Source organism: Thermus sediminis, from assembly GCF_003426945.1.
Classification (GTDB): Bacteria; Deinococcota; Deinococci; order Deinococcales; family Thermaceae; genus Thermus; species Thermus sediminis.
The window spans coordinates 1,437,740-1,464,210 of record NZ_QURO01000004.1; the positions used below are offsets into that span (position 1 = coordinate 1,437,740).

The window sequence follows — 26,471 nt, forward strand, 5'->3', positions numbered from 1 at the left end:
TCACCTCCGGTTCAGGGCCACGCCCAGGAGAATCATAAGCCCGCCCAAGAGGGCCTCCGGCCGCAGGGGTTCCCCCGCCAGGGGCCAGGCGAAGAGGGCCCCGCTTAAGGGCTCCAGCATGGCCACCAGGGTGGCGGTGCGGGCGGGGAGGGTGCGCACCCCCAGGAGGAAGAGGCCAAAGGGCACCACCGTGCCTAAGGTGACCAGGTAGAAGACGGCCCCCCAGTGGCCCGGGGTGAGGGCCAGCGCCCGGTCCAGGTTGGCCAGGAAGAAGGGAAGGGCGAGGAGGCTTCCCACCCCCGTGGCCACCCCCAGGGCCACCAGGGGCGGGGTCTTGAGCCCGTGGGAAAAGGCAGCGTAAAGGGCGAAAGAGGTTGCGGAGAACAGGCCGAAGGCCACCCCCAAGGGGCTTCCCGAGAGGCCCTCCCGGCCCACCACCAGGACGTAGGCCCCGAGAAGGGCCAGGGCTACGCCCCATAGCGCCCTCTCGGGGAGCCTCTCCCCCTTTAGGAGGGCGTAGAGGGTAAGGAGGGCGGGGGCCAGGTACTGGAGGAAGAGGCCCGTGGCCACCGTGGTGGCGTGGATGGCCAGGTAGTAGAAGGCCTGGGCCCCGGAGAGGGCCAGGCCCACCTGGAGGAGGCGGGGCCTCTCCTTGGGTGCTGGCGGGCGGCGGAGGAGCAAGGGCAGGAGGAGGAGGAAGCTCAAGAGGAAGCGCAAGGGGATGAGGACCTCCGGAGGGATCTCCCGCATGAACCGGCCCGCTAGGGCGCCTCCCAAGCCCCAGAGGAGGGCGGCCAGGGCCACGGGGATCACCGCCGCCCTCCCAGGACCGCCAGCCCCACCCCCAGGAGGAGGACCAGGGCCCCGAGGAGAACTTGGAGGCCGGGAAGCTCCCCGAAGAGGAGGAAGGCCAAGAGGCCCGCCCCCACCGGCTCAAAGAGGATGGCCAAGGTCACCAGGACCGGGGAGACGTGGCGCGTGGCCCAGTTGAAGCTGGTGTGGCCCACGAGTTGGGGCAGGAGGGCCATGAGGAGGATGTAGAGGTAGACCACCGGGGGATGCCCCCCGTACGCCCCGCCAAAGAGGTAGGGCAGGGGTAGGAGGGTCAGGAAGGCGGCGGTGTAGGCCACCCGCACGTATTCCAGAAGGGAAAGTCCCCGCCTTTGCGCCTCCCGCCCCAGGAGGAAGTAAAAGGAGGTGGCCAAGGCCCCCAGGACGGCCAGGAGGTTCCCCAAAGGGGGGTTCTCCGCCCCCCCGTGGGCGTCCCCGAGGCCGATGAGGAGTCCCCCGAGGAGGGCCACCCCCACCCCGAGGAGGGTGAGGCCGGTGGGCTTGTCCCCGAAGAGGAGCCAGCCGAAGAGGGTGACCCAGACCGGGTTGGTGGTGACCAAGGCGGTGCTGGCGGCCACGGAGGTATAGGAGAGAGAGGTAATCCAAAAGGCGAAGTGGAGGGCCAGGGCTACACCCGCCGCCACCGCCCAGGGAAGCCCAGCCCTTCCCCCTAGGGGCCTCCTCCACCCGGGTAGGAGGAGGAGGGCGGCAAAGCCCATCCGCCCCGCGCTCATCACCAGGCTAAAGGCGAGGCCCTTTTCCCCGGAGGCGGCCAGGGCCAGTCGCACCAGGATGCTCCCAAAGCTAATGGCCAGGATGCCCAGGAGGAGGACCCCGGCGATCGTTAGCCCTGAGGGCCGCATAGGGGCATTCTTCCATAGAGGGTCGGTTACGACCAGGCAGCCAGCCCCTTGGGGAGGGACGGAGGCCCATAGCCTCGCTGGTATACTGGCCCGGTAAGGAGGTCTCTATGGTGACCATCTCGGTTCCTAAGGAGAGGGCCCCAGGGGAAAAGAGGGTGGCCCTGGTGCCCGAGGTGGTGGCCCGCCTGGTTAGGGGAGGGGCCAAGGTACGGGTGGAGCGGGGCGCGGGGGAGGGGGCCTACTACCCCGACTCCCTCTACCGGGAGGCCGGGGCGGAGGTGGTGGAGCGAGGAGACCTCCTAAAGGGGGCGGATCTCCTCTTCGCCGTGGGGCCCCTTGGAGAGGACCTGATCCAGGGCCTAAAGCCCGGATGCCTGGTGGTGGGCTTCGTCCAGGCCCACAAGAACCCCGATCTGATCAAGGCCCTCTCCACTAAAAGGGCCACGATTCTCGCCATGGAGCTCATCCCCCGCATCACCCGGGCCCAGAGCATGGACGCCCTTTCCAGCCAGGCCACGGTGGCGGGATACCTGGCGGCCATCCACGCTGCAAGGCTTTCTCCCCGCTTTTTCCCTATGCTCACCACCGCCGCGGGCACCATCCGCCCCGCCAAGGTGATGGTCATGGGGGTGGGGGTGGCGGGGCTCATGGCCATCGCTACCGCCAAGCGCCTGGGGGCCCAGGTCTTCGCTTACGACGTCCGCAAGGCGGCCTTGGAGCAGGCCCTCTCCCTGGGGGCCAGGCCCGTGGAGCTCCCCATCAGCGCCGAAGGGGAAGGGGGGTACGCCCGCGAACTCACCGAGGAGGAGAAGCGCATCCAGCACGAGGCCCTTCGCGAGCAGGTGGCGGGGATGGATGTCCTCATCACCACCGCCCAGGTGCCCGGCCGCCGCGCCCCCATCCTCCTCACCGAGGACATGGTGGAGCGCCTCAAGCCCGGCACCGTGGTGGTGGACCTGGCGGCGGAGAGCGGGGGAAACTGCGTTCTCACCAGGCCGGGGGAGGTGGTGGAGGTGAAGGGGGTGCGCATCTATGGCCCCCTGAACCTGCCTAGCGAGCTTGCCGTACACGCCTCGGAGATGTACGCCAAGAACCTCTTGAGCCTCTCCAGCCTCCTTATAGAAGGGGGTGAGTTCGCCCCCAAATGGGAGGATGAGATCGTCCAGGGAGCCCTTCTCATGAAGGAAGGCGAGATCCTGCATGGGCCTACCAGGGCCCTCGTGGGAGGTGTGTGATGGAGTTTGGCTTTTGGCCTGCCCTTTACATCTTCGTCCTCACGGCCTTTCTGGGCTACGAGCTCATCACCCGGGTGCCGGTGATCCTGCACACCCCCCTGATGTCCGGCTCCAACTTCATCCACGGGGTGGTGGTGGTGGGGGCCATGGTGGTCCTGGGCCAAGCGGAGACGGGTTTGGAGAAGTTCATCGGCTTCCTAGGGGTCATCCTGGGGGCGGCCAACGCCGCTGGAGGGTATGCGGTGACGGTGCGCATGCTGGAGATGTTCGAGCGGAAACCGGGCAAGGGGGGTGGTCCCTGATGGACCTCATCCAGGCGGCCTACGTCGCCGTGGCCATCCTCTTCATCGTGGGCCTTAAGCGCATGGCCCACCCCACCACCGCCAAGAGCGGCATCGTTTGGGCGGGCTTGGGCATGGCCCTGGCGGTGCTGGCCACCTTCTTCTGGCCGGGGATGGAGAACTTCGCCCTCATCCTCCTGGCCCTCCTGGTGGGGTCGGTGGTGGCCTGGTGGGCAGCGGTGAAGGTGGCCATGACGGACATGCCCCAGATGGTGGCCATCTACAACGGCATGGGCGGGGGTGCTGCGGCCACCATCGCTGCGGTGGAGCTTTTGAAGGGGGCCTTTGCCGGCAACCCGGGCCTCATGACCCTGGCCATCCTGGGAGGGCTCATCGGCAGCGTGGCCTTCACCGGGAGCCTCGTCGCCTTTGCCAAGCTCCAGGGCCTCCTGCGGGCTCGGCCCATCCTCTTCCCAGGGCAGAGGGTGCTGAACGCCTTGGCCCTCCTCCTGGCCCTGGTCCTGGGCTTTTCCCTGCTCCTCAACGACGCCCCCTTGAGCATCGCCCTTTTCTTCCTCCTGGCCCTCCTCTTTGGTGTCCTCATGACCCTACCCATCGGCGGCGGAGACATGCCGGTGGCCATTTCCTTCTACAACGCCTTCACCGGCGTGGCCGTGGGTTTTGAGGGCTTTGCCATAGGGAACGCCGCCCTCATGGTGGCGGGCACCCTGGTGGGGGCTGCGGGTACCCTCCTCACCGTGCTCATGGCCCGGGCGATGAACCGCTCCGTGTGGAGCGTGCTGGTGGGCGGCTTCGGGGTGGAGCAGGAGGGGGGCGAGGTCAAGGGGAGCCTCAAGCCCATTGAGGTGGAGGACGCTGCGGTCATGCTGGCCTATGCGGGCAAGGTGGCCTTCGTGCCCGGGTACGGCATGGCCCTCTCCCAGGCCCAGCACAAGGTGAAGGAGATTGCCGACCTCCTCGAGGCCCGGGGGGTGGACGTGAAGTTCGCCATCCACCCGGTGGCGGGGCGGATGCCGGGGCACATGAACGTCCTCCTGGCCGAGGCCGGGGTGGACTACGACAAGCTTAAGGACCTGGAGGAGATCAACCCCGAGTTCCCCACCGCGGACGTGGCCGTGGTCATCGGGGCCAACGACGTGGTCAACCCTACCGCCCGCCGCCCCGGGAGCCCCCTTTACGGCATGCCCATCCTGGATGTGGACAAGGCCAAGAACGTCATCGTGATCAAGCGGGGCCAGGGCAAGGGCTTTGCCGGGGTGGAGAACGAGCTCTTCTACGCGGAGAATACCCGGATGCTCTACGGGGACGCCCAGAAGGTGCTTGCCGAGCTCACGCAAGCTCTGAAGAAGCTCTAAGTCTGGGAACCCCTTTCCCTCGAGGGGCCCCCTTCGCGCTACGCTGCACCCATTCCCACCAGGCCCGGTGCGTGTTGCGGGGTCTAGGCTGCGCATGTTAAACTGGGCCGCGTTGCGCCTTGGCGCAGCGCTTACCCCGGGTTTGGGCATAGGTCTTGCCTCCAGATAGGGGCCCTCGCTCAGTAGGGCGAAGGGCGCTTGGGGTGAGAGGGGGTGTAGGGCGGGTGCTGGCGATCCTCTTGATTGCGTTCCTGGTGGCGGGGCTCGCTCCCCTGCTCCATGCCCCCTTGGGCAGGCGCACGGGCTGGGTCCTGGCCCTGCTGCCCCTGGGCATCTTCGCCTACTTCCTGACCTTTGTCCCCAGGGTGAGCCAAGGGGAGGCGGTGGTCCATCTCACCCCATGGATCAGTAGCCTCCAGATCAACTTGAGCTTTTACCTTGATGGGCTAAGCCTGCTCTTTGCCCTGCTGATCAGCGGCATCGGGGCCCTGGTCCTGGTCTACGGTGGCGGCTACCTCGAGGGGGACCGGTACCTGGGCCGCTTCTACCTGTACATCCTCCTCTTCATGGCCTCCATGCTGGGGTTGGTGCTGGCCAGCAACCTGATCACCCTCTTCGTCTTCTGGGAGCTGACCAGCCTGACCTCCTACCTCCTCATCGGCTACAAGCACCAAAGCGAAAAGGCCCGCAAGGCGGCCTTGCAGGCCCTTCTGGTCACCGGGATCGGGGGGTTGGCCCTCTTGGCCGGGCTGATCCTCTTGGGGTTCATGGCCGGTACCTTTGAGCTCCACGAGCTCCTGGCCGCCCCAACCCCCCTGCAGGAGCACCCGGCCTACCTGGGCGCCTTGGTCCTGATCCTGGTGGGGGCCTTCACCAAGTCGGCCCAGTTCCCCTTCCACTTCTGGCTTCCCGGCGCCATGGCGGCGCCCACCCCGGTCTCCGCCTACCTTCACTCGGCCACCATGGTCAAGGCCGGGGTCTACCTGCTGGCCCGCCTGGCCCCGGCCATGGGGGGGACCGAGGTCTGGCTCTACGCCGTGGCGGGCTTCGGCCTGGTCACGGCCTTTGTGGGCTCCTACCTGGCCCTCTGTTACACGGACCTCAAGCTCATGCTGGCCTACACCACGGTGGCTGCCCTGGGCACCCTGACCTTCCTCATCGGCCTCGGGACCCCAGAGGCCGCCAAGGCCATGGCGGTTTTCCTCCTGGCCCACGCCCTCTACAAGGCCGCCCTCTTCATGGGGGCCGGGTCGGTGGAGCACGGGAGCGGCTCGAGGGACGTTTCCCAGCTGGCCGGGCTGGGGCCCCTCATGCCCCTCTCCTTCGCCGCGGCCCTCTTGGCGGCCGCCTCCATGGCCGGGCTACCTCCTCTTTTGGGCTTCATCGGCAAGGAAGTTGTCTACGAGTCCGTCCTTCACCAAGCCCCCTCCCTCCTCCTGGTGGCCCTGGTGGTGGCCAAGGTGGCGGTGGTGGCCGTGGCCCTGCTGGTGGGGCTTAAGCCCTTTGTGGGCTCCCTGCGGGCGCCGCTGGGCCAGAAGGTCCACGAGGTCTCCGCGAGCATGTGGCTTCCACCTCTCCTGCTCGCCCTCCTGGGTCTGGGCTTTGGCCTCTTCCCTAAGCCGGTGGAGCCCCTGCTGGTGCCCGCGGCTGGGGCGGTTTTGGGCGAGGCCGTGGCCTTCTACCTGGCCCTCTGGCATGGCCTCAACCTCGTTTTGCTCTTGAGCCTCCTCACCCTCTTGGCGGGGGTGCTCCTCTACTGGCTCTGGGAGCGGCTCGGCCCGGCCCTGAGGGTTTACGAGAGGCTTTTCGCCCGCCTTCCGGAGCGGGGCTATGAGCTTTCCCTCGAGGCCATGAGCGCCCTCGCAGCCTTCCAGACCCGGGCGCTGCAGAGCGGGCGCATGCCCCGTTACCTCCTGCTCATCCTCTCCTTCACCCTCCTCCTCGTGGGGTCCACCCTCTTCTTGAGGGAGGGGCTCGTGGGCAGGCTGGACCTGGCCGGCTTTAGCGTTTTTGAATGGGCCCTGGCCCTCCTCGTGCTGGTCGGCTCCCTGGTGGTGGCGACCACGGGCTCGCGCCTCATGGCGGTGGCGGCCTTGGGCGTGGTCGGCTACGCCGTGGCCCTGATCTTTCTGGTGTACGGGGCCATTGACGTGGCCATCACCCAGATCGCCGTGGAAACCCTGACGGTGATCCTCCTGGTGCTGGTGCTGCGTGCCCTGCCCAAGGGGGGCCTGGACGTCAACCCTCGGGGAAGGTGGCGGGATGCGGCTTTGGCGGTGGCCTTCGGCGCTCTGATGACCGCCTTGGTCCTGGGGGTCACCAGCCTGCCCTTCGACACCCGCCTAAGCGAGTGGTTTGCCGAGGCCAGCTACCCCTTGGCCCGGGGGCGGAACATCGTCAACGTGATCCTGGTGGACTTCCGGGCCCTGGACACCCTAGGGGAGATCCTGGTCTTGGTCACGGCGGCCGTGGGCGTGTACGGCCTCCTCAGGCTGCGCGCCCGCCGCAAGGAGAGGGGGGGTCGGGTGTGAACTCCCTGATCCTGCGCACCGCCAGCTTGTTCCTGGTGCCCCTGATGTTCCTCTTTTCCCTCTTCCTTCTCTTCCGGGGGCACAACGAGCCCGGGGGTGGTTTCGTGGGCGGCCTGGTAGCGGTGGGCAGCTTTGTCCTCTACGCCATGGCCTACGGCCTTGCTGAGGCCCGGCGTGCCCTCCGGGTATCCCCGGTGACCCTGGTCGCCTGGGGCATCTTCTTGGCCTTTGTCAGCGGCCTGCTGGCGGCCCTCTACGGCACCCCCTACCTGACGGGTTACTGGCTGGAGTACCCCCTTCCGGGTGGGCTCAAGCTCAAGGTGGGCACGCCCACCCTCTTTGACATAGGCGTCTTTCTGGTGGTCGTGGGGAGCATCCTCACCATGATCTTCGCCCTGGAGGAGGAGTAGATGGAGAGCTTGCTGGCCCTTACCATTGGCGCCCTTGCGGCCAGCGGCGTCTACCTCATGCTGCGGCGCAACCTCCTGCGCTTCATCCTGGGCCTGGCCCTGCTGACCAACGCCGTCAACCTGGTCATCCTGGCCGGGGGGCGGGTCACCCGCGGCCACCCCCCTCTTATCCCCGCGGGGGAGGCCGGCCTGGCCCCCCCGTTCGCCAATCCTCTCCCCCAGGCCCTGATCTTGACGGCCATCGTCATCGGTTTCGGCCTGCTCTCCTATGCCTTGGTCCTCCTCTACCGCGCCCACGAGGAGCTCAGGACCCTGGACGCGGAGGCCATGCGGGCGGCTGAACCCGAGGAAGGGGACCCGGAGGTGGAGCCTTGAGCTGGCTGATCCTCGCCCCCATCCTGGTCCCCGCCGGGACGGCCTTCGTCTCCCTCCTCCTGTGGCGCCACCTCTTCTGGCAGAAGGCCTTGGCGGTGTTGGGCGCCGGGGGTACCCTGGCCGCTTCCTTGTGGCTGGTGGGAGCGGTGCACGCCCAAGGGGTGATGGCCACCCAGCTGGGCAACTGGCCCGCCCCCTTCGGCATCTCCTTTGTGGCCGACCACCTGAGCGCGGTGATGACCGCCCTGGCTGCGCTCATGGGTTTCGCGGCGGCGGTCTACGCCCTCGGCGACGTGGACGAAGCCCGCTTTCGCCACGCCTTCTTTCCCCTCTTCCACATCCTCCTCATGGGGGTCAACGGCGCCTTTCTGACGGGGGACCTCTTCAACCTCTACGTCTGGTTTGAGGTCCTGTTGATCGCCTCCTTTGCCCTGATGGCCCTGGGAGGGGGCAGGATCCAGATGGACGGAGCGGTGAAGTACGCCTTCATCAACCTTTTCTCCTCCCTGCTCCTGCTATCCGCCATCGGCCTCACCTACGGCATGACCGGGACGCTCAACATGGCCGAGCTGGCCCTGCTCCTGCCTGAGACGGGAGCGGCGGGCCTGGTCACCACGGTGGCCATGCTCTTCCTGGTGGCCTTCGGCATCAAGGCGGCCATCTTCCCCCTCTTCTTCTGGCTTCCCGCCTCCTACCACGTGCCGCCGGTGACCGTCTCCGCCTACTTCGCCGGAATGCTGACCAAGGTGGGGGTGTACGCCCTCATCCGGGCCTTCACCCTCCTCTTCGCCCAGGACACCAGCTACACCCACACCCTCCTCCTTTGGCTCTCAGGGGTCACCATGTTGTCGGGGGTCTTGGGGGCAGCGGCCCAGTTTGAGTTCCGGCGCATCCTAGCCTTCCACAGCGTCTCCCAGGTAGGCTATATGGTGATGGGGCTTGCCCTCATGAGCCCGCTGGCCCTGGCCGGGTCCCTGGTCTTCATGGTGCACCACAGCCTCGTGAAGGCCAACCTCTTCCTCGTCAGCGGGGTGGCCAAACGGCTGGCGGGCTCCTTTCAGCTGAGGAAGCTGGGGGGGCTTTACCAAAGTGCCCCGGCCCTCAGCGCCATATTCGTGCTGGCGGCCTTTTCCCTGGCGGGCTTTCCCCCTTTGACCGGTTTTTGGGCCAAGTTCCTCCTGGTCCGCGCCGGGCTTGAGCTCGAGGCCTACGCCATCGTGGCCGCAGCCCTCCTGACCGGCCTGCTGACCCTTTACTCCATGGTCAAGATCTGGGCCGAGGCCTTCTGGAAGCCCCTGCCCGAGGGCAGCGCTCCCGAGCCCGAACGGGTGGGGGCCTTGGCGGCTTTTTACCTGCCCATGCTCCTCCTGGCAGGGGCTACCCTGCTCTTGGGCCTCTTCTTTACCCCCCTTCTCGCCTTGGCCGAAGGGGCTGCCCGGGAGTTGCTGGACCCCGCCCACTACATCCGGGCCGTGCTGGGAGAGGGGGCGCGCTTGGGGGAGGGGCCATGAGCGTGTTTTTCCTCCTCAACCTGCTCCTGGCCTTGATCTGGGCGGCGATAAGCGGTTCGGTCAGCGCCACAAACCTGTCCATCGGGTTTCTGGTGGGCTACGTCCTCATATGGTTAGCTGACCCCCTTCTGGGCTCAGGGCGGTACGCCAGACAGGTTTTCGTGGTGCTGGGCTTCCTGGCTTTCTTCGTCAAAGAGCTGGTCCTCTCCAGCCTCCGCGTGGCCCGGGACGTGCTTTCCCTGGACTACGAGAGGAGGGTCAGCCCGGGGATCGTCGCCATTCCCTTGGACCTCAAGAGCAACCTGGCCATCACCCTGTTGGCCAACACCATCTCCCTCACCCCGGGGACGCTGTCCTTAGACGTTTCCGAAGAAGATCGGGTGCTCTACATCCACTCCATGTACGTGTCCTCCCCGGAGGCGGTGCGGGAAGAGATCAAGGGTGAGCTGGAGCGGAGGGTGCGGGAGGTGGTGGGCGGATGATCCTCTCTCCCCTTGCCCTGGCCCTTTGGCTGACCTTCGCCGTCCTCTCCCTTTCCCTGCTCCTTTCGTTGGTGCGGGCCATCCGGGGACCCACGCTGCCGGACCGGGTGGTGGCCCTGGACCTGATCATGGCCGTGGCCGTGGCCTTCGCTGCCGCCTACGCCGTCTTTGCCGAGGACGCCCGCTTCCTGGACTTCGCCATCGCCCTGGCCCTCATCGCCTTCCTGAGCACCCTGGCCTTCGCCCGCTACCTGGAATGGAGGGGTGAGGATGCTTGAGCTTCTCGTTGCCCTCCTCCTCCTAGCTGGGGCCTTCTTCGTCCTGGTGGCGGCGCTGGGCGTCCTGCGCTTTCCTGACCTCCTCATGCGCATGCACGCCTCCACCAAGGCCGGTACCCTTGGGGTGGGGCTCATCGTGTTGGCGGCGGTGGCGCATTTCGGGGAGCTGGGGATCACCGCCAAGGGGTTGGTGGGGGTTTTCTTCATCCTGCTCACCGCTCCGGTGGGGGCCCACGTGATCGCCCGCGCCGCCTACCTCGTCGGCGTGCGCCTTTGGGAGAAGACCGTGGTCAACGAGCGGGATGGGGGCCAGGGAGAGGAGGCCCCCCGCCTGGCCCGCGGCAAGGGGCCGGGGTCCACGGAGGAGAAGAAATAGCCCCCCCCGTGGGCTAGGGCCTAGTCCTTGACGCCTTCCCCTCGCCCTTGGTATAGTGCGCCTTGCGGCCGGTCCGCGGTAGCTCAGCTGGTAGAGCGGCCGGCTGTTAACCGGTTGGTCGCAGGTTCGAATCCTGCCCGCGGAGCCAGAGGGGGGCCTTGGGGCCCCCTGGGTCTTTTATTTGGGAGGGGAAAGGGGTATAATCCTCCCTTGTGCGGCCTGCCGGGCCGGGAAGGGAGGTGGAGATGCGCAGGTACGAGGTCAACGTCATCCTGAGCCCCAACCTGGACCAATCCCAGCTCGCCCTGGAGAAGGAGATCATCGGCAGGGCCCTCGAGGCCCACGGGGCCAGGGTGGAGAGGGTGGAGGAGGGGATGCGCCGCCTGGCCTACCCCATCGCCAAGGACCCCCAGGGCTACTTCCTCTTCTACCAGGTGGAGATGCCCGAAGACCGGGCGAACGCCCTGGCCCGGGAGCTCCGCCTCCGCGACCACGTGCGCCGGGTGCTGGTGGTCAAAAGGGAGGAGCCCCTTTTGGCTAAGGCGTAAACTACCCCCATGGCAAGAGGCCTGAACCGAGTCTTCCTCATCGGCACCCTGACCGCCCGTCCCGACATGAGGTACACCCCGGGGGGGCTCGCTGTCTTGGACCTGAGCCTGGCGGGCCAGGACGCCCTCACGGACGAGTCTGGTCAGGAGAGGGAGATCCCCTGGTACCACCGGGTGCGCCTCCTCGGCCGCCAGGCGGAGATGTGGGGGGATCTCCTGGAGAAGGGCCAGCCCCTCTTCGTGGAGGGCCGCTTGGAGTACCGCCAGTGGGAAAGGGATGGGGAGCGGCGGAGCGAGGTCCAGGTCCGGGCGGACTTCATTGACCTCCTCGAGGCCCGGGGCCGGGAGACCCAGGAGGACGCCCGGGGCCAGCCCAGGCTCCGCCGGGCCCTCAACCAGGTGATCCTCATGGGCAACCTCACCCGGGACCCCGACCTCCGCTACACCCCCCAGGGGACGGCGGTGGTGCGCTTGGGCCTGGCGGTGAACGAGCGCCGCCGGGGCCAGAACGAGGAGGAGAGGACCCACTTCGTGGAGGTTCAGGCCTGGCGCGAGCTGGCCGAGTGGGCTTCGGAGCTCACCAAGGGCGATGGGCTTCTGGTTATCGGCCGTTTGGTCAACGACTCCTGGACGAGCTCCAGCGGAGAGCGGCGCTTCCAGACCCGCGTGGAGGCCCAGAGGCTGGAGCGTCCCACCCGTGGGCCTGCCCAAGCCGGCGGAAGCAGGCCCCCTAAGGTCCAGACGGGTGGGGTAGACATCGACGAAGGGCTAGAAGACTTCCCGCCGGAGGAGGATTTGCCGTTTTGAGCACGAAAAACGCCAAACCCAAGAAGGAGGCGCAAAAGCGCCCCTCCAGGAAGGCCAAGGTCAAGGCCACCCTGGGGGAGTTTGACCTGAAGGACTACCGGAACGCCGAGGTGCTGAGGCGGTTCCTGTCGGAGACGGGGAAGATCCTTCCCCGCCGCCGCACAGGGCTTTCCGCTAAGGAGCAGCGGATCCTGGCCAAGTCCATCAAGCGGGCCAGGATCCTGGGGCTTCTCCCCTTCACGGAGAAGCTGGTGCGGAAATAGGGGGTCTTAGGGTGAAGGTCATCCTGTTGGAACCCCTGGAGAACCTGGGCGACGTGGGCCAGGTGGTGGACGTGAGGCCGGGCTACGCCAGGAACTACCTCCTGCCCCGGGGCCTGGCGGTTTTGGCCACGGAGGGCAACCTCAAGGCCCTCGAGGCCAGGATCCGCGCCCAGGCCAAGCGCCTGGCGGAGAGGAAGGCGGAGGCCGAGCGGCTCAAGGAGATCCTGGAAAACCTCACCCTCACCATCCCGGTGCGGGCGGGGGAGAACAAGATCTACGGCTCCGTCACCGCCAAGGACATCGCCGAGGCCCTCTCCCGCCAGCACGGCATCGCCATTGACCCCAAGCGCCTCGGCCTGGAGAGGCCCATCAAAGAGCTCGGGGAGTACGTCCTCACCTACAAGCCCCACCCCGAGGTGCCCATTAGCCTCAAGGTGAGCGTGGTGGCCCAGTAAGGCCTTCTGGCAGGCCGCCAGAGGCGGGGGCGACCCCGCCCTTTCCCATTACCGCACCCAGAGGGGCTGCGGGCCCGGCCCCTCCAGGTCCGCCAGGGCCAGGCCGGGTTCCAGCTCAGCCGGGGAGGGGATAGGAACGGCGGCCACACCTCCTGGCCCCCAAGCCCGGGGCCTTGACCGCGCCCGCCCCGGGACGGACGCCCCCATAGTGGAGCTTCGTCCCTTCGGGGTCCAGGTGGTCCCCGTAGAGCCACTACCCCCATCTGTGAGCGTCCCTTGGGGAAGGCCAGGGGCTACCTGAGGCCCCCTCCCCCGGGGACCAGGGGGTCTGCGCCCCCGCCCCGAGGCCCGCTACCTGGTATCCCCCCCGCGCCCCTCTGGTTTGTGGCCCCCGCCTTGGAGGCCAGAGGGCCATGGCGTATGCTTAGGGGCGTGGAGTTCCTGGTGGAGGACCTGGCCCTCATCCCTTACGGGGAGGCCTGGGCGTACCAGAAGGAGGTCCATCGGCAGGTGGTGGAGGGGAAGCGTCCCCCCACCCTCCTCCTCCTGGAGCACCCCCGGGTCATCACCCTGGGGCGCAAGGCCACAGGGGAAAACCTCCTCTTCCCAGAAAGCTGGTACCGGGAGCAGGGCTTTGCGCTCTACTGGGTGGAGCGGGGCGGGGACGTCACCTACCACGGGCCCGGGCAACTGGTGGGCTACCCCATCTTCCCCGTGGGCCGGGAGGTGCGCCGCTTCCTCAGGCAGATCGAGGAGGCCATCGTGCGGGTGGCGGCGGCCTACGGGATAGCGGCCTACCCCACCCCAGGGTATGCGGGGGTCTGGGTGGGGGAGGAGAAGCTCTGCGCCATCGGCGTGGCGGTGAAGGAGGGGGTGAGCTTCCACGGGTTCGCCCTCAACGTGAACACCGACCTCAACGACTTCACCGTCATCGTCCCCTGCGGCCTCAGGGGCAAGGGGGTCACCTCCTTGGAGAAGCTTCTTTTGAGAAAGGTGCCCATGGAGGAGGCCAAGGGGCAGGTGGTGGCGGCCTTCGCCCAGGTCTTCGGCCTGGAGCCCCGCCTTGGGAGGAGGGATGCGGCCCAAGTTTGAGACCCTGGAACTCCTGAGCCCCACGGGGGAGGTCATCCCCCTCAAGGTGGTGAAGCGCGGCCTGGCCCAGGCCCGGCCCGAGCCCGTGGACCGCCAGAAGCCCCCCTGGCTCAAGGCCACCCTGCCCACGGGGCCCCGGTACCAGGCCCTGAAGGCCATGGTGCAGGAGCTCAGGCTCCACACCGTCTGCCAGGAGGCCCTCTGCCCCAACATCGGCGAGTGCTGGAGCCACGGCACCCTCACGGTGATGCTCCTGGGGGAGGTCTGCACCCGGGCTTGCAAGTTCTGCGCCGTGGCCACGGGGAACCCTAGGGGGTGGGTGGACCCGCAAGAACCCGTCAGGGTGGCCGAGGCCATCGCCCGCATGGGGGTGAGCTACGTGGTCTTAACCAGCGTGGACCGGGATGACCTTCCGGATGGCGGGGCAGCCCACTTCGCCGCCACCATCAGGGCCATCAAGGAGAGGGCCCCCGGGGTCTTGGTGGAGGCCCTCACCCCCGATTTCCAGGGGGACCTGAAGGCGGTGGAAAAGGTCCTGGAGGCGGGCCCCGAGGTGTACGCCCAGAACCTAGAGACCGTGCGCCGCCTCACCCCTAGGGTGCGGGACCCCCGGGCGGGCTACGAGCAGACCCTGAGGGTCCTGGCCCACGCCAAGCGGGCAAGGCCCCACGTCCTCACCAAGAGCAGCCTCATGCTGGGCCTGGGGGAGGAGGAGGGGGAGATCCTGGAGGCCATGCGGGACCTCCGGGCCGCCGGGGTGGATATCCTCACCCTGGGCCAGTACCTCCGCCCCACCCCCGCCCACCTGCCCGTGGTGCGCTACGTGCCCCCAGAGGACTTCCAGAGGTACGCCGCCTGGGGGTACGAGCTGGGCTTCAAGGAGGTCTTCGCCGGTCCCCTGGTGCGGAGCTCCTACCGGGCGGACCGGGTCTTCCTGGAGGCCAGGGGAGGATGAGGCTTTTCTTCCTGGACTTCCTGGCCCTCCTCCTCTTCGCCCTGGTGGGCCTCCTCTCCCACGGGCGGGCGGTGGACCTCTCGGGCCTCGCCCGGAACCTCCTCCCCGTCCTCCTCGTCTGGCTCCTCCTAAGCCCCTTCCTCGGCACCTACCGCAGGCCCACCTGGGGGAACCTCCTCCTCACCTGGCTCCTCGCCCTCCCCGCCGGGCTTTGGCTCCGGGAGATGGTCCTCGGCGGGACCTTTGGCCCCCCCTTCTTCATCTTCCTCGGGGTGGCCATGGGCTTCAGCCTCCTTTTCCTCCTCCTCCTCCGGGGCCTGGCCAAGGCGTCTAGGGTGTGGTAAAAAGCCCCTATGGACAAGGTGGCCTTTCTCGGCCTCGGGGCCATGGGCTACCCCATGGCGGCCCACCTGGCCCGGCGCTTCCCTACCCTGGTCTGGAACCGGACCTTCCAAAAGGCCCTAAGGCACCAGGAGGCCTTCGGCTCCAAGGCCGTCCCCCTGGAAGGGGTGGCCGAGGCCGGGGTCCTCTTTACCTGCCTCCCCACCACCCGGGAGGTGGCCCAGGTGGCGGAGAGGCTTCTTCCCCACCTCCGGCCCGGGACCCACTGGGTGGACGCCACGAGCGGCGACCCCGAGGAAAGCCGGAGGCTGGCGGCGCGCCTCCTGGAGAGGGGGGTGGTCTACCTGGACGCCCCCGTCTCCGGGGGCACGGCGGGGGCGGAAGCGGGTACCCTCACCGTGATGCTGGGGGGGCAGGAGGAGGCGGTGGAGCGGGTGAGGCCCTACCTGGCCTACGCGGGGAAGGTGGTCCACGTGGGGCCCGTGGGGGCGGGGCACGCGGTCAAGGCCATCAACAACGCCCTCCTGGCGGTGAGCCTCTGGGCGGCGGGGGAGGGCCTTCTCGCCCTGGTGGCCCAGGGGGTTTCCGCGGAAAAGGCCCTGGAGGCCATCAACGCCTGCTCGGGCCGCTCCAACGCCACGGAGAACCTGATCCCCGGGAGGGTCCTCACCCGGGCCTTCCCCAAGACCTTCGCCCTGGGCCTCCTGGTCAAGGACCTGGGGATCGCCATGGGGGTCCTGGACGGGCAGAAGGCCCCAAGCCCCCTCCTCCGCCTCACCCGGGAGGTCTACGAGATGGCGGGGAGGGAACTGGGCCCCGAGGCCGACCACGTGGAGGCCCTGAGGCTTTTGGAGCGCTGGGCGGGGCGGGAGATCCGCTAGCCCCCGGCGTTCACCCCCGGTTCAGGCCCCGTTCAGGCCCCCTGGGGTACCCTGGGGGCGAAAAGGGGGTGAAAGCTTTGGAAAAAGGGAGGGTTTTCCCCGGTTCAGAAGGCAGTCAAGGCGGCTTTTGGGCGGCTTCCTCTACAGGACTTTACCCACATCCTGCCTGCGTGGTAGATTTCGGAGCCGAAGTTGAGCCATGAAGGCGCTCAAGGTTGCAGAGAGCAGGCTCCACGAGTTCACGGCCCGGCTCGCCGACCTTTTCCCCCGATAAGCGGCTCTTCAGGCGTTTGGAGGAGATGAGCCGAGGCATCTTGGCTGCGGGCTCCGCCCGGGTAAGCGAGATGGTGGCTACCCTGCCCTCCCACCTCCAGCGCCCCTTCCACCAGGCCGAAGCCCTCTACCGCTTCCTGGCCAACCCCCGGGTGGGGGCCGAGGCCCTCCTGGAGAGGGTGTGCCGGGAGAGCGCCCTGGCCCTGGAGGGGGAGGAGGTTTTGGTCTTCCTGGACCTGAGCCCGGTGCGCAAGCCCCACGCCCGGGCCCTGGAGGGGATAGCCCGGGTGGGGAGGAAGCGGGAGACCGGGTATGAGCTCCTGACCGCGCTGGGGATGGATGTCCAGGGGCGGCTGGTGGGGTACGCCCACCTGGTGGCCTACGGGGAGCGGGGGTTTGCCAGCCTGCCCCGGGAGGTGGAGCGGGCCATTGCGGGGGCGCGGGGGGTTCTTGGGGGGAGGGGCGGCGGCTGGTGTACGTGGCGGACCGGGGTTTTGACGACCGGAAGGTGTTTGGGCAGGTGCTGGGGTGTGGAGCTTGGGCTGGGATGGAGGGAGGTGGAGGGGCGGAGGCTTCATCTGGTGGTGAGCTGGATACCGGCTTTGGGGAGGCGGGGGGAGTGGTGGCTTTTGACCAGCTTGGAGGTGAGGGGGGAGAGGGAGGCGCTGCGGGTGGTGGAGATGTACCGGAGGCGGTGGGGGGTGGAGGAGTTTTTCCGCCTTCTGAGGGCGGGGTTGGGGCTTGAGAGCTTTCAGGTGCGGGGGCTTAGCCGGATTCGCAAGGTGGTGGCTGTTTTGCTGGGGCTGGCGGTGTTTCTTTGGGAGGTGCGGCGGTCTGGGGGTGTCTTGGAGGGCCTCCTTTTGCGGCTTGGGGGAAAGCTGGGGATAGCCAGTGAGCGGGATGGTCCCTACCTGCTCTTGCGGGGCTTGGTCCGCCTGCTCAACTACGAGGTCACCAAGGAGGCCTTGGAAGAGGAGGAGGGAAGTTTTGGGTAAAGTTCTGCATCATCGAGCAGGTGTTGGAAGAAGAGATGACCGAGCGCCTGGCTGCGGGTCACCGTGAGCGCACCCCGAGCCGCCGCGGGGAGCGGAACGGCCACTACACCCGGGACCTCATCACGCCGGCGGGCAAGATCGCGCAGCTCCGGGTACCCCGGGACCGGGAGGGGACTTTCCTGACCGAGGTGTTGGAGCGCTACAAGCGGATGACCGGGGAGGTGGAAGAGGCCGTCCTGGAGATGGACCTGCAAGGGGTCTCCACCCGCAAGGTGGCGGCCATCACCGAAGGTCTGTCCCGAGTGCGGATTGGTAAGGACGCGGTCTCCAGGGTAGCCCAGCGCCTGGAGGAGGCGCCCTCTGCCTGGCGGGGCCGGCCCTTGGGGCTGGCTTACCCCTACCTCTGCCTGGACGCGGCCTACTTCAAGGCGAACCGGGGCGGGCGGGTGGTGGACCTGGCCCTGCTGGTGGCGGTGGGGGTGAACGAGAAAGGCTACCGAGGTCACGGGCGCAGCCCGTACCTTTTGCTGCTGGCGGTGGAACCGGCGGGCGGGGAGCGGAAGGAGGCCTGGAGGAACCTCCGGAAGGGTCTGGTGGAGCGGGGGCTTCGTGGGGTGAGGCTGGTCATTTCCGACGACCCCCCTTCCATCCGCCAGGCGGCGAGGGCCGAGCTTCCTGGGGCCAGCTGGCAGCGGTGCGGAGCTCCAGGAGGTGTTTGTGGCGCGGCGGCGGGGCACGGCGGAATCTCTGGCCCGAGAGTTTGTTGAACGCTACCGGGACCGGTACAGGCGAGGGGTGGAGGTGTTTGCCCAGGGTTTGGGGGAAGCTCTGATCCACCTGGACTTTCCCAGCGGCCACCAGAAGCACATCAAGGGCACGAATGCGCTGGAGCGGCTTTTCCGGGAGGTGAAGCGGCGGACCAGGGTGGTTGGGGTTTTCCCCAGCGAGGGGAGCCTAGGGAATCTGGCCACGGTGGTGATGCTGAGAGCCACGGAGGACTGGGCGCTCAGGCGTTACCTGGACATGGCCCCGCTTTGGGCCGCGGAAGAGAAACCCACAAAAATCGCTACTTGACTACGTACGCCCTTTGGGCGTGACTTGCACTATAGACGATGCCCTTGAGGCGATGGGCCACAAGGATGACCCCCAAGCCAAAACCCCCGCATCCGCCATCCTCACCCTAGCCGTCCTCGCCGCCATGTAACTCGGCGGCAAGCACCACCAGGCCCTGGCCAAAGACCTGAACCTCTTCACCCCCATCCCCTCTCCAAGCCGCTTCAACCTCAGGCTCCACGCCCTCTACCCTCTCCTCCTGCCTCTCCTCCACCTCCTGGCCCAGGCCTATGCCTTGGACACCTTCCCCCTCCCCGCCTGCGAGAACCTCCGCACCCCCCGCTCCCGGCTTTTCCCCAACAGGACCTACCGGGGTTTCGTCCCCGGCAGGCGGGTCTACTTCCACGGCCTAAAGCGCCACCTCCTGGTGGACGATGGGAAATACATCTTTGGGGCCCCTACCCCAAATGAACCGCCACGAGGTGAACCTGACCCCGGGAAGTTTCCACGACTTGGTCCCCCTACTCCTGCTTCCCCTGGACCTTCCCGAGGGAGCGGAGCTCTACCTAGACCGGGGGTACGAGGGCCATCTGTACGAGGACCTGCTTCGGGAAGCAGAGGGGATTGTTCCCATGGTCGTTCGCAGGGGGAACCGTCGGCGGTATGGGCCTTGGATGCGGTACCTGGCCATTGTGGGGCGGAGGGGGGTGGAGACGGTGGGGGGTATGCTTCACGCGATGTTTCCCCGGCGCATCCATGCCGTGACCCAAGGGGACTTCGTCATCAAGGTCCTCACCTTCGTCCTGGCCCATAACCTCAGCCTCATGGCCCAGAAATGCGTGGGTAGCAACTTGGGTTAAGCTACTTGAGGGGGATCAACTTCTGTTGGAGCCTTCCCTGGACCTCCAGACCCACAAGGAGACCCGTTTCTGGGCCATGGTGGGCTGCCTGGCCGCCTAGGGCTGGACCGCCCCAAAGACCGCCCGGCACCTCCATAAGGACTGATTTTTGCTCTCATTCTCGGGAATAGTATTAACCTGGAGGCCCGGCCTAGATCCCCGGCTGGCGCAGCGGATCGTGGATGGGGCTTACAGCCGTTTGCCCAAGGTGGGCGTCTTTTGGGAGGGGGAGGTAACCGCGCTCTCCCTGGAGCGGGGTTCTCCTGAGGCCTGCCTACCTCCCAAGGGAAGCCGACCCCGGAAGGTACGGGTGGGGGGGCAGGGGGAGGTGGTCTCCATTCTGGCGGAGTGTGCCCGGAATGAGTTCAAGGTTATCTCCGGCGAAGAGGCCTTGTCCATGCCCAAGAGGTTCCTTCCCGATGGGCACCTGCGGGTCTATCTGGAGGTGGTGGGCCTTCCCACCCTCGAGGCCCGCGAGGCGTACACCTTGGGGGCCAAGGTAAGGGAGGGCTACCGGAGGGCCTACCGGGTTACGTACCTGGACGATTGGCGGCAGGGGGAAAAGGGGTGGGAAGGCACACTGGTCTTCTACCTGGACCTCAGCGACCTGGGAGTGGATCCCCAGGGTTCCCTCTCCTTGGTCTTCTTGACGGAAAGCCCCCAGGACTGCCTCTACCGCTTAACGGTAGACCTGGGGGCCTTTGAGTAGGGGGTTTAGCGGTTGAGCACGTGGATGGCCTTCTTGTGGAAGGCCTCCGCCGCCTCCATGAGGCTTTCCGAGAGGGTGGGGTGGGCGTGGACGGTGAGGGCCAGGTCCGTGGCCGTGGCCCCCATCTCCAGGGCCAGGGCGGCCTCGGCGATGAGCTCCCCCGCCTGGGCCCCCACGATGAAGACCCCGAGGAGGAGGTCCGTCTCCTCGTCCCCCACCACCTTGACGAGGCCCTCCGGGGCCCCTAGGGTGAGGGCCCGGCCGCTGGCGGCAAGGGGGAAGCGGCCCACCCGGACCCGGTACCCCGCCCGCCTCGCCTCCTCCTCGGTGAGGCCCACTCCGGCCCACTCGGGGGAGGTGTAGACCACGTTGGGGACCTGGTAGTCAAAGGCGCTGTCCTTCCCAGCAGCGTTCTCCGCGGCCACGAGGCCCTCCCTCATGGCCTTGTGGGCTAGGAGGGGCGGCCTTGCGGCGTCCCCCACGGCGTAGACGCCCTTGTGCGTGGTCTCCATGCGGGCGTCCACCCGCACGAAGCCCCTTGCGTCCAGGGCGATCCCCGCCTCCTCCAGGCCCAGGCCCCCGGTGCGGGGCCTCCGGCCCACGGCCACCAGGACCTTGTCCACCACCACCTTCTCCTCCTTGCCCCCCTCCGCGGGGGCGAGGAGGACGTGGAGGCCGTCTTTCTTCTTCTCATAGCCCAGGGCCTGGGTGCCCGTCAGGACCCGGATCCCCTCCTTCTCCAGGGCCCGGCGGAGGAGGCCTGCGGTCTCCCGGTCCCCCTGGGGGAGGACCTCGGGCATGTACTCGATGAGGGTCACCTCCGCCCCCAGGCGGCGGTAGATCTGGCTGAACTCTAGCCCCACCGCCCCGCCCCCGATCACCAGGAGGCGCCTGGGGAGGCCCTCCTCCACCCATAGGGCCCGGGTGGAGTCCCAGACGTCCTCCCCGAAAGGGAAGCCCTTCAGGGGCATGGGCTCGCTCCCCGTGGCCAGGATGAGGCTTCGGGCCCGGTAGCGGCTCCCCCCTACCTCCACCTCCTTGGGGCCCACCAGGCGGGCGAAGCCCTGGACCAGGTCCACCCGGTTCCCCTTGAGGAGGCCCTGCACGCCCCCGGTGAGCTTCTTCACCACGCCGTCCCGCCAGGCGGCGAGCCTCTGGTGGTCCAAGGCGGCCTCCACCTTCAGGCCGAAGGCCTCGGCCACCTTCAGATGGTGAAGGGTTTCCGCGGCGTGGAGGAGGGCCTTGGTGGGGATGCACCCCACGTTGAGGCAGACCCCCCCCACCTTCTCCCCCTCCACCGCCAGGACCCTTAGGCCCAGCTGGGCCCCCCGGATGGCGGCGTGGTACCCCCCGGGCCCAGTGCCGATGACGATCAGGTCGTAGGCGCGGTCGCTTTCCGTCATAGCGTTCTCCATCCTCTCACATCTCCAGCATCAGGGTTTCCGGTTTTTCCAGGAGCCTTATGACCTCCCGGGTGAACAGGGCGGCCTCGGCCCCGTCAATGAGGCGGTGGTCAAAGGAGAGGGAGAGGAAGGTGATGTCCCGGGCCTGGATGGAGCCATCGGGCATCACCCAGGGGCGCTTTCTTATGGAGTGCACCCCCAGGATGGCCGCCTCGGGGACGTTGATGATGGGGAAGCTCAAGGTGGCCCCGATGGAGCCGATGTTGGTGAGGGTGAAGGTGGAGCCCGAGACCTCCTCTGGGGAGAGGCGCCCCTCCCGGGCCTTTTGGGAAAGCTCGGCGATCTCCCGGGCAAGTTCCAGAAGGCTCTTGCGGTCGGCGTCCCGGACCACGGGGACGAGGAGCCCCCTTTCGGTGGCCACGGCGATGCCGATATGGTAGTAGCGCTTGTAGACGATCTCTCCCCGTTCCTCGTCCAGGCTAGCGTTCAGCATGGGGTACTTCTTCAGGGCCCGCACCGCGGCCTTGACGATGAAGGGCAAGTAGGTGAGCCTGATCCCTTGGGCCTCGGCCTCCCCCTTTAGCCTCTCCCGCAGGGCCACCAGTTCCGTTAGGTCCGCCTCGTCCACGTTGAGGGTGCGCACGGTGTAGAGGTGGCTCTGCCAGAGGCCCTGGGCGATGGTGCGGCGGATGCCCCTTAAGGGAGTGCGCTCCTCCAGGTGCTCGTACCCCTTGGGGGGGGTGTACCTGGGGGGGGCGGAAAGCCCACCGGGGCGGGGGGTTCCTGGGGGGCGGGGAGGCCGGCGCCGGCGTGGGGGAAGGCGGGGCCTTCAGCTTTTGGGCGTAGGCCCGCACGTCCTCCACCCGTACCCGGCCCATGGGCCCCGAGCCCGGGACCGCCTCAATGGGGATGCCCAGCTCCCGGGCGAGCTTCCTGGCGGCGGGAACGGCTAGGACCCTTTCCGCCTTGGACCCTTCCTTGGGCTTCTCCTCGGCCAGGAAGGGGTTTCTCACCGCCACCTGCGTGGGGTCGGGCCGGAAGAGGGAGAGGTCCTCCTTCTCCTTCTCGGGCAGGCCGGGCTCCACGATGGAGCGCTCCTCCACCGCCTGGACCGGGGGGGGCTCCTTCACCCTCTCCACCGCCTCCCCGGGCTCGGCGAGGAGGGCGATGGGGGCGTGGACCTTCACCACCTCCCCCTCCTTGGCGAGCTTCTTCAGGAGCACCCCCTCGTAGGGCGAGGGGAGCTCCACGGTGACCTTGTCGGTCATCACCTCCACGAAGGGCTGGTCCTTCTTGAGGTGGTCCCCTTCCTCCACCAGCCACTTGAGGATCTCGCCCTCCACCACGCTTTCCGCCAGTTCCGGCATGAGGATTTCCTTGGGCATACTCCTCCTCTACAGTTCCAAAAGGCGTTCAAGGGCTTTGCGGCCCATGCCGCGGGCCTCCGTCACCGCCCTCGGGATTCCGGCCAAGGTACCTACCTTCAGCGGCCGGTGTAGGGGTATGGCGCGTTCACCCTTTGGACCTTTCCAGACCATGCGCGCGTGACTTCCCGTTTGCCGCTCTACCTGGTAGCCCAGGCAGGCCAGTTTTTGGACGGGCTCCTTCCCGGTGAGGTCGCGGGGAAGCTTCACGGGACCAGGACCTCCTCGCGGACGAAGCGCAGGCGGATGACAGGGGGGCTTCTTCGCCGAGGTGGTACCGCACCGCGTCCCGCACCATCTCCCTGAGTTCCTCCCAGGTTTCTCCCTCCGTGAAGATGGCTTCTCCCAAGGCCCGGGCCACGAACCTCCCCTCTTCTGCCTCTTCCACCAAGAAGATGACTTCCCTCGGCATATCAGTAGTCTAGCGCCCGCTTGACGGCGTTGAGGATCCGGGTGACCGTGGGCATGTAGAGCTTGTCCTGGGCGTAGGGGTAGGGGGTGTCAAACCCCGTGACCCGGATGGGCGGGGCCAGGAGCATGTCCAGGATCTCCTCGGCGAGGGTGGCCGCCACCTCGCTCATGAAGCCTGCGTGCCTGGGGGCGTCGGCGATGAGGACCGCCCGCCCGGTCTTGGCCACGGAGTTCATCACCGCCTCGTGGTCCCAGGGCATGAGGCTACGGAGGTCCAGGACCTCGGCGGAGATCCCGGCCCTCGCCAGCTCCTCCGCCGCCTGCAAGACCTCGGGCATCACCGCCCCGTAGGCGATGAGGCTTAGGTCCTTTCCCTCCCGCCTCAGGGCGGCCTTGCCGATGGGGAGGGTATAGTCCTCCTCGGGCACCTCCTCCTTCACCGAGCGGTAGAGGCGCTTGGGCTCCAGGAAGACCACGGGGTCCTCGTCGTGGATGGCGGCCTTGAGGAGGCCCTTGGCGTCGTAGGGGGTGGAGACGGCCACCACCTTGAGCCCGGCGGTGTGGACGAAGTGGGCCTCAGGGCTTTGGGAGTGGTGGTGCCCCCCCCTCACCCCGCCCCCGGAGGGCATCCGCACCACCAAAGGGCCGGTGAACTGCCCCCCGGAGCGGTAGCGGAGCTTGGCCACCTGGCTTACGAGCTGGTCAAAGCCGGGGAAGATGTAGTCGGCGAACTGGATCTCGGCCACGGGCCTCAGGCCGTGGACCGCCATGCCCAAGGCGGCCCCCACGATGGCCGCCTCGGACAGGGGGGTGTCCAGGACCCGGTCGGGGCCGTACTTCTGCAGAAGCCCCTCGGTCACCAGGAAGACCCCGCCCCTCCTCCCCACGTCCTGCCCCAAGACCACCACCCTGGGGTCTTTGGCCATCTCCTCGTCCAGGGCCCGGTTCAGGGCCTGCACCATGGTCATGAGGCCCATGACCACCCCCCTAGAGCTCCTCCTTTAGGAGGGCCTCCTGCCTCTGGAGGTGCCAGGGCTTCTCGGCGAGGACGTCGTCCAACATCCACTCTGGGGGAATGGGCCCGGCCTCCTCGGCCTCCTTTAGGCCCTGCTCCAGCTCAGAGCGGATCTCCTCCTTGAGGTCCTCTTCCCACTCGGCGTTCCAGAGGCCTTGGGCCTCGAGGAAGCCCCGGAAGCGGGGGATGGGGTCCCGCTTCTTCCAGGCCTCCACCTCCTCCTTGGGGCGATAGCGGCTGTCGTCGTCGGCGGAGGAGTGGGGGCCGTAGCGGTAGACCCTTAGTTCCACCAGGCTTGGCCCCTCCCCCAGCCGGGCCCGCTCTATGGCCCCCTTGACCACGTAGTAGCTGGCCAGGACGTCCATCCCGTCCACCAGGTAGCCGGGGATGCCGAAGGCGTGGGCCTTGTCGGCGATGGTGGGGCTGTGGGTCTGGCGGCTGTAGTCTACGCTGATGGCGTAGAGGTTGTTCTCGCAGATGAAGACCGCGGGGGCCCCCTGCACCGCGGCGAAGTTGATGCCCGCGTACCAGTCCCCTTCGCTGGTGGCCCCCTCCCCGAAGGTGCAGACCGCCACCTGGCCGGTGCGGAGGAGCTTCATGCTGATGGCGGCCCCGGCGGCGGGGGGCACGTGGGAGGCGATGGGGGAGGCCACGGTGAAGAGGTTGAGGGCCCTTGAACCCGGGTGCTCGGGCATCTGCCGCCCCTTGTTGGGGTCGGCCCGGGTGGCCAGCATCTGGCCGAAGAGCTCCCTCAAGGGGAGGCCTAGGGCCAGGGCCAGGCCGTGGTCCCGGTAGTAGGGGAAGAGCCAGTCAAACCCCCGCCTCAGGGCGTGGGCGATGGCCACCTGGGCGGCCTCGTGCCCGGCGGCGGGGGCGATGAAGCTGGTCTTGCCCGTGCGGATGAGGATGGTGTAGCGCTCGTCCAGCATCCGGGCGGCCAGCATGTCCCGGTAGAGCCTTTTTAGGCTGTCCTCGTCCAGGTCCAGGGGGAAGTCCCCCAGCCACTCCCCCTTCTCCCCCATGAGCCTTATGGGCTCTTGGGTGAAGGGCTGGAACCGGTAGGTGTCCTTGACCATAAGCCCTCCTTGGGGCGCTTTTGGCGCCGAAGCCCCGCCCTGGGTAAGGGCCTGGGGCTTTTGGGGGTGGGGTAGGTCCCACTTTCCCTTCGCCCCGAGTATAACCTGTAGGGGTGCGCCTGCGGGTGGTGGCGGTGGGCAGGCCCAGGCTCCCCTACGCCCGGCTGGGGGTGGAGCTCTATGGGGAGCGCATCCGCCGCTACGCCCCCATGGAGCTCCTCTACGTGCGGGAGGCGGGGGAGCTCCTTCCCAAGGCGGAGGGGCACCGGCGGATCGTTCTGGACGAGCGGGGGAGGCTTTTCACCACGGAGGGGCTTTACCGCTTCCTCCTGGGTTTTGAGGGGGAGCGGGTGGCCTTCCTGGTGGGGGGGGCGGAGGGGCATCCTGAGGCGGTGCGGAAGGGGGCGGACCTCCTCCTTGCCCTCTCCCCCCTCACCCTGCAACACGAGCTGGCCCTCCTGGTCCTCCTGGAGCAGCTCTACCGCGTACTCACCTTAAGGGCGGGGCACCCTTACCACAGGCCATGACCTATTCCGAGTTCGCAAAGCTGGTGGCGCGGCTTTGGGAGGAGATCCCCGAGGCCTTCAAAAGGGGCCTCCAGGGGGTGCACGTCTTCCCCGAGGCCAGGCCGGAGCCGGGGCTTCCCGGGGTGTGGCGGCTTGGGGAGTACCTGGACCCAGGGCCCCCCACGGCCTTCGGCGGGTTTGAGGGGCTAGGGCGGCACATCGCCCTCTACTACGGCTCCTTCCTCGAGGTGGCGGGAGAGGGGTTTGACTGGGAGGGGGAGGTGTGGGAGACCCTCCTCCACGAGCTAAGGCACCACCTGGAGTCCCTGGCGGGCCGGGACGACCTGGTGCGGGAGGACCTCAGGCGCCTGGCCGAGTTGCGCCGGGGCGGTTCCCCTCCGGCAGGGGAGGGGTAGTCCCGGCTAGGGGGCGGCGGTCCTTAAAGCCCCCAGAGAGGGGGTGGTAGTGGGCCACCTCGGGTTCCCCCTCCCGCCAACAGAGGAAGACCACCTCCCCCCCGATCCGGGCGGGGAAGTCCACGAGGCCCCGGTCCAGGTCCTTGAGGAAGACCCCTAGGGAGGCCAGGTAGCGGGCGTCGGCCTCGAGGGTGCCGAGGAGAAAGCGGATCTCCTCCTCCAGGGCCCGCCGCTCCAACCCGCGGGCCTGGGGGAGCCGGGCCTGGGCCTCTAGAAGTTCCCCCCTGGCCTGGCGCATCTCCCCCAGGACCCGCCCGAGCTCGGGCAGGAGGGCATCGGCCTCCTCCTTGGTGAAGATGCGGGCGAACATGCCCCTATGTTAACAAAAAGGGTGAGGGA

The 26,471-nt window shown here is 67.8% G+C and carries 32 protein-coding genes, 1 tRNA gene and 2 pseudogenes; 26 read left to right on the forward strand and 9 right to left on the reverse strand.

All coding sequences use genetic code 11. The features are described from left to right. Window positions 1-813 carry an EamA family transporter gene (locus tag ATI37_RS08355; RefSeq protein WP_117237950.1) on the reverse strand — a complete coding sequence of 271 codons (813 nt, stop codon included), beginning with the start codon at window positions 811-813 and terminating at the stop codon, window positions 1-3. Continuing rightward, on the reverse strand, window positions 810-1,694 hold the full coding sequence (locus ATI37_RS08360; protein WP_117237951.1) for a DMT family transporter: 885 nt from the start codon (window positions 1,692-1,694) through the stop codon (window positions 810-812). The genes ATI37_RS08355 and ATI37_RS08360 overlap by 4 nt, the downstream gene beginning before the upstream one ends. A gap of 107 nt (window positions 1,695-1,801) precedes the next feature. On the opposite strand from ATI37_RS08360, the gene ATI37_RS08365 reads away from it, so the two are divergent. The 24 genes and pseudogenes from ATI37_RS08365 to ATI37_RS12135 all read left to right on the forward strand — a co-directional run bounded on the left by ATI37_RS08365 (window position 1,802) and on the right by ATI37_RS12135 (window position 19,821). Continuing rightward, a complete protein-coding gene (locus ATI37_RS08365) occupies window positions 1,802-2,929 on the forward strand; it encodes an NAD(P) transhydrogenase subunit alpha (RefSeq protein WP_117237952.1) in 1,128 nt (375 codons plus the stop codon). Further along, on the forward strand, window positions 2,929-3,231 hold the full coding sequence (locus ATI37_RS08370; protein WP_117237953.1) for a proton-translocating transhydrogenase family protein: 303 nt from the start codon (window positions 2,929-2,931) through the stop codon (window positions 3,229-3,231). Before ATI37_RS08365 ends, ATI37_RS08370 begins: the two co-directional genes overlap by 1 nt. Continuing rightward, a complete protein-coding gene (locus ATI37_RS08375; RefSeq protein ID WP_117237954.1) occupies window positions 3,231-4,586 on the forward strand; it encodes an NAD(P)(+) transhydrogenase (Re/Si-specific) subunit beta in 1,356 nt (451 codons plus the stop codon). The genes ATI37_RS08370 and ATI37_RS08375 overlap by 1 nt, the downstream gene beginning before the upstream one ends. A 224-nt stretch (window positions 4,587-4,810) precedes the next feature. Further along, window positions 4,811-7,117, forward strand: a complete 2,307-nt coding sequence (locus ATI37_RS08380; RefSeq protein WP_117237955.1) for a putative monovalent cation/H+ antiporter subunit A — start codon at window positions 4,811-4,813, stop codon at window positions 7,115-7,117. Further along, complete coding sequence (locus ATI37_RS08385; protein ID WP_117237956.1) at window positions 7,114-7,527, forward strand: Na+/H+ antiporter subunit B; 414 nt, start codon at window positions 7,114-7,116, stop codon at window positions 7,525-7,527. Before ATI37_RS08380 ends, ATI37_RS08385 begins: the two co-directional genes overlap by 4 nt. Beyond that, on the forward strand, window positions 7,528-7,902 hold the full coding sequence (locus ATI37_RS08390; RefSeq protein ID WP_117237957.1) for a Na+/H+ antiporter subunit C: 375 nt from the start codon (window positions 7,528-7,530) through the stop codon (window positions 7,900-7,902). It abuts the gene before it with no gap. Continuing rightward, the gene (locus ATI37_RS08395) at window positions 7,899-9,413 is read left to right on the forward strand and encodes a proton-conducting transporter transmembrane domain-containing protein (protein WP_117237958.1); all 1,515 of its coding nucleotides are present in this window, start codon (window positions 7,899-7,901) and stop codon (window positions 9,411-9,413) included. The genes ATI37_RS08390 and ATI37_RS08395 overlap by 4 nt, the downstream gene beginning before the upstream one ends. Beyond that, window positions 9,410-9,895 carry a Na+/H+ antiporter subunit E gene (locus ATI37_RS08400; RefSeq protein WP_117237959.1) on the forward strand — a complete coding sequence of 162 codons (486 nt, stop codon included), beginning with the start codon at window positions 9,410-9,412 and terminating at the stop codon, window positions 9,893-9,895. The genes ATI37_RS08395 and ATI37_RS08400 overlap by 4 nt, the downstream gene beginning before the upstream one ends. Then, on the forward strand, window positions 9,892-10,173 hold the full coding sequence (locus ATI37_RS08405; RefSeq protein ID WP_117237960.1) for a monovalent cation/H+ antiporter complex subunit F: 282 nt from the start codon (window positions 9,892-9,894) through the stop codon (window positions 10,171-10,173). The genes ATI37_RS08400 and ATI37_RS08405 overlap by 4 nt, the downstream gene beginning before the upstream one ends. Beyond that, window positions 10,166-10,549 (forward strand): monovalent cation/H(+) antiporter subunit G, encoded by a 384-nt coding sequence (gene mnhG / locus ATI37_RS08410; RefSeq protein WP_117237961.1) that lies wholly within the window; start codon window positions 10,166-10,168, stop codon window positions 10,547-10,549. Before ATI37_RS08405 ends, mnhG begins: the two co-directional genes overlap by 8 nt. Before the next feature lie 72 nt (window positions 10,550-10,621). Next, window positions 10,622-10,697 (forward strand) — tRNA-Asn (locus tag ATI37_RS08415). Between the two features lie 97 nt (window positions 10,698-10,794). Continuing rightward, window positions 10,795-11,097, forward strand: a complete 303-nt coding sequence (gene rpsF, locus ATI37_RS08420) for a 30S ribosomal protein S6 (protein ID WP_117238569.1) — start codon at window positions 10,795-10,797, stop codon at window positions 11,095-11,097. A gap of 9 nt (window positions 11,098-11,106) precedes the next feature. Further along, entirely contained in the window at window positions 11,107-11,904 is a 798-nt protein-coding gene (locus ATI37_RS08425) for a single-stranded DNA-binding protein (protein WP_117237962.1), read from the forward strand. Beyond that, window positions 11,901-12,167: a 30S ribosomal protein S18 gene (gene rpsR, locus ATI37_RS08430; protein ID WP_117237963.1), complete on the forward strand. Its 267-nt coding sequence runs from the start codon at window positions 11,901-11,903 to the stop codon at window positions 12,165-12,167. Before ATI37_RS08425 ends, rpsR begins: the two co-directional genes overlap by 4 nt. Before the next feature lie 11 nt (window positions 12,168-12,178). Next, complete coding sequence (rplI, locus tag ATI37_RS08435) at window positions 12,179-12,622, forward strand: 50S ribosomal protein L9 (RefSeq protein ID WP_117237964.1); 444 nt, start codon at window positions 12,179-12,181, stop codon at window positions 12,620-12,622. A 432-nt stretch (window positions 12,623-13,054) separates the two neighbouring features. Beyond that, on the forward strand, window positions 13,055-13,714 hold the full coding sequence (lipB, locus tag ATI37_RS08440) for a lipoyl(octanoyl) transferase LipB (protein WP_117238570.1): 660 nt from the start codon (window positions 13,055-13,057) through the stop codon (window positions 13,712-13,714). Further along, complete coding sequence (gene lipA, locus ATI37_RS08445; RefSeq protein ID WP_117237965.1) at window positions 13,698-14,669, forward strand: lipoyl synthase; 972 nt, start codon at window positions 13,698-13,700, stop codon at window positions 14,667-14,669. The genes lipB and lipA overlap by 17 nt, the downstream gene beginning before the upstream one ends. Then, entirely contained in the window at window positions 14,666-15,013 is a 348-nt protein-coding gene (locus ATI37_RS08450; RefSeq protein ID WP_117237966.1) for a DUF3054 family protein, read from the forward strand. Before lipA ends, ATI37_RS08450 begins: the two co-directional genes overlap by 4 nt. Before the next feature lie 9 nt (window positions 15,014-15,022). After that, on the forward strand, window positions 15,023-15,892 hold the full coding sequence (locus ATI37_RS08455; protein ID WP_117237967.1) for an NAD(P)-dependent oxidoreductase: 870 nt from the start codon (window positions 15,023-15,025) through the stop codon (window positions 15,890-15,892). Between the two features lie 299 nt (window positions 15,893-16,191). Further along, the gene (locus ATI37_RS08460) at window positions 16,192-17,160 is read left to right on the forward strand and encodes a transposase (RefSeq protein ID WP_232822476.1); all 969 of its coding nucleotides are present in this window, start codon (window positions 16,192-16,194) and stop codon (window positions 17,158-17,160) included. Between the two features lie 11 nt (window positions 17,161-17,171). Next, the gene (locus tag ATI37_RS08465) at window positions 17,172-17,927 is read left to right on the forward strand and encodes an IS256 family transposase (protein ID WP_408646680.1); all 756 of its coding nucleotides are present in this window, start codon (window positions 17,172-17,174) and stop codon (window positions 17,925-17,927) included. After that, on the forward strand, window positions 17,878-18,234 hold the full coding sequence (locus ATI37_RS12490; protein WP_157969073.1) for a transposase: 357 nt from the start codon (window positions 17,878-17,880) through the stop codon (window positions 18,232-18,234). Before ATI37_RS08465 ends, ATI37_RS12490 begins: the two co-directional genes overlap by 50 nt. 52 nt (window positions 18,235-18,286) lie before the next feature. Further along, window positions 18,287-19,073 (forward strand): annotated as a pseudogene (locus tag ATI37_RS12685) (IS982 family transposase). Between the two features lie 436 nt (window positions 19,074-19,509). Continuing rightward, window positions 19,510-19,821 carry a hypothetical protein gene (locus ATI37_RS12135; protein ID WP_232822478.1) on the forward strand — a complete coding sequence of 104 codons (312 nt, stop codon included), beginning with the start codon at window positions 19,510-19,512 and terminating at the stop codon, window positions 19,819-19,821. A gap of 5 nt (window positions 19,822-19,826) precedes the next feature. Here the strand turns inward: ATI37_RS12135 and lpdA are convergent, their stop codons facing one another. The 6 genes and pseudogenes from lpdA to ATI37_RS08510 all read right to left on the reverse strand — a co-directional run bounded on the left by lpdA (window position 19,827) and on the right by ATI37_RS08510 (window position 25,150). Beyond that, a complete protein-coding gene (lpdA, locus tag ATI37_RS08485) occupies window positions 19,827-21,236 on the reverse strand; it encodes a dihydrolipoyl dehydrogenase (protein ID WP_232822479.1) in 1,410 nt (469 codons plus the stop codon). Between the two features lie 4 nt (window positions 21,237-21,240). Then, on the reverse strand, window positions 21,241-21,942 hold the full coding sequence (locus ATI37_RS12140; RefSeq protein ID WP_332871165.1) for a dihydrolipoamide acetyltransferase family protein: 702 nt from the start codon (window positions 21,940-21,942) through the stop codon (window positions 21,241-21,243). Between the two features lie 181 nt (window positions 21,943-22,123). Beyond that, window positions 22,124-22,609: pseudogene (locus ATI37_RS12145) on the reverse strand (biotin/lipoyl-containing protein); the annotation flags it as partial. Window positions 22,610-22,618: 9 nt separating this feature from the next. Continuing rightward, on the reverse strand, window positions 22,619-22,858 hold the full coding sequence (locus tag ATI37_RS08495) for a type II toxin-antitoxin system HicA family toxin (RefSeq protein ID WP_117237971.1): 240 nt from the start codon (window positions 22,856-22,858) through the stop codon (window positions 22,619-22,621). 203 nt (window positions 22,859-23,061) lie between these two features. Beyond that, window positions 23,062-24,036, reverse strand: a complete 975-nt coding sequence (locus ATI37_RS08505) for an alpha-ketoacid dehydrogenase subunit beta (protein ID WP_117237972.1) — start codon at window positions 24,034-24,036, stop codon at window positions 23,062-23,064. Window positions 24,037-24,046: 10 nt separating this feature from the next. Further along, window positions 24,047-25,150 (reverse strand): thiamine pyrophosphate-dependent dehydrogenase E1 component subunit alpha, encoded by a 1,104-nt coding sequence (locus tag ATI37_RS08510; protein WP_117237973.1) that lies wholly within the window; start codon window positions 25,148-25,150, stop codon window positions 24,047-24,049. 113 nt (window positions 25,151-25,263) lie between these two features. Here ATI37_RS08510 and ATI37_RS08515 point away from each other — a divergent pair, with 113 nt between their 5' ends. Both ATI37_RS08515 and ATI37_RS08520 read left to right on the forward strand, forming a co-directional pair. Next, window positions 25,264-25,677: a 23S rRNA (pseudouridine(1915)-N(3))-methyltransferase RlmH gene (locus ATI37_RS08515; RefSeq protein ID WP_117237974.1), complete on the forward strand. Its 414-nt coding sequence runs from the start codon at window positions 25,264-25,266 to the stop codon at window positions 25,675-25,677. Next, window positions 25,674-26,072 carry a metallopeptidase family protein gene (locus tag ATI37_RS08520; protein ID WP_117237975.1) on the forward strand — a complete coding sequence of 133 codons (399 nt, stop codon included), beginning with the start codon at window positions 25,674-25,676 and terminating at the stop codon, window positions 26,070-26,072. Before ATI37_RS08515 ends, ATI37_RS08520 begins: the two co-directional genes overlap by 4 nt. Here the strand turns inward: ATI37_RS08520 and ATI37_RS08525 are convergent. Continuing rightward, window positions 26,017-26,442 carry a DUF2203 domain-containing protein gene (locus ATI37_RS08525; protein ID WP_117237976.1) on the reverse strand — a complete coding sequence of 142 codons (426 nt, stop codon included), beginning with the start codon at window positions 26,440-26,442 and terminating at the stop codon, window positions 26,017-26,019. The genes ATI37_RS08520 and ATI37_RS08525 overlap by 56 nt on opposite strands. Window positions 26,443-26,471: the final 29 nt, after the last annotated feature.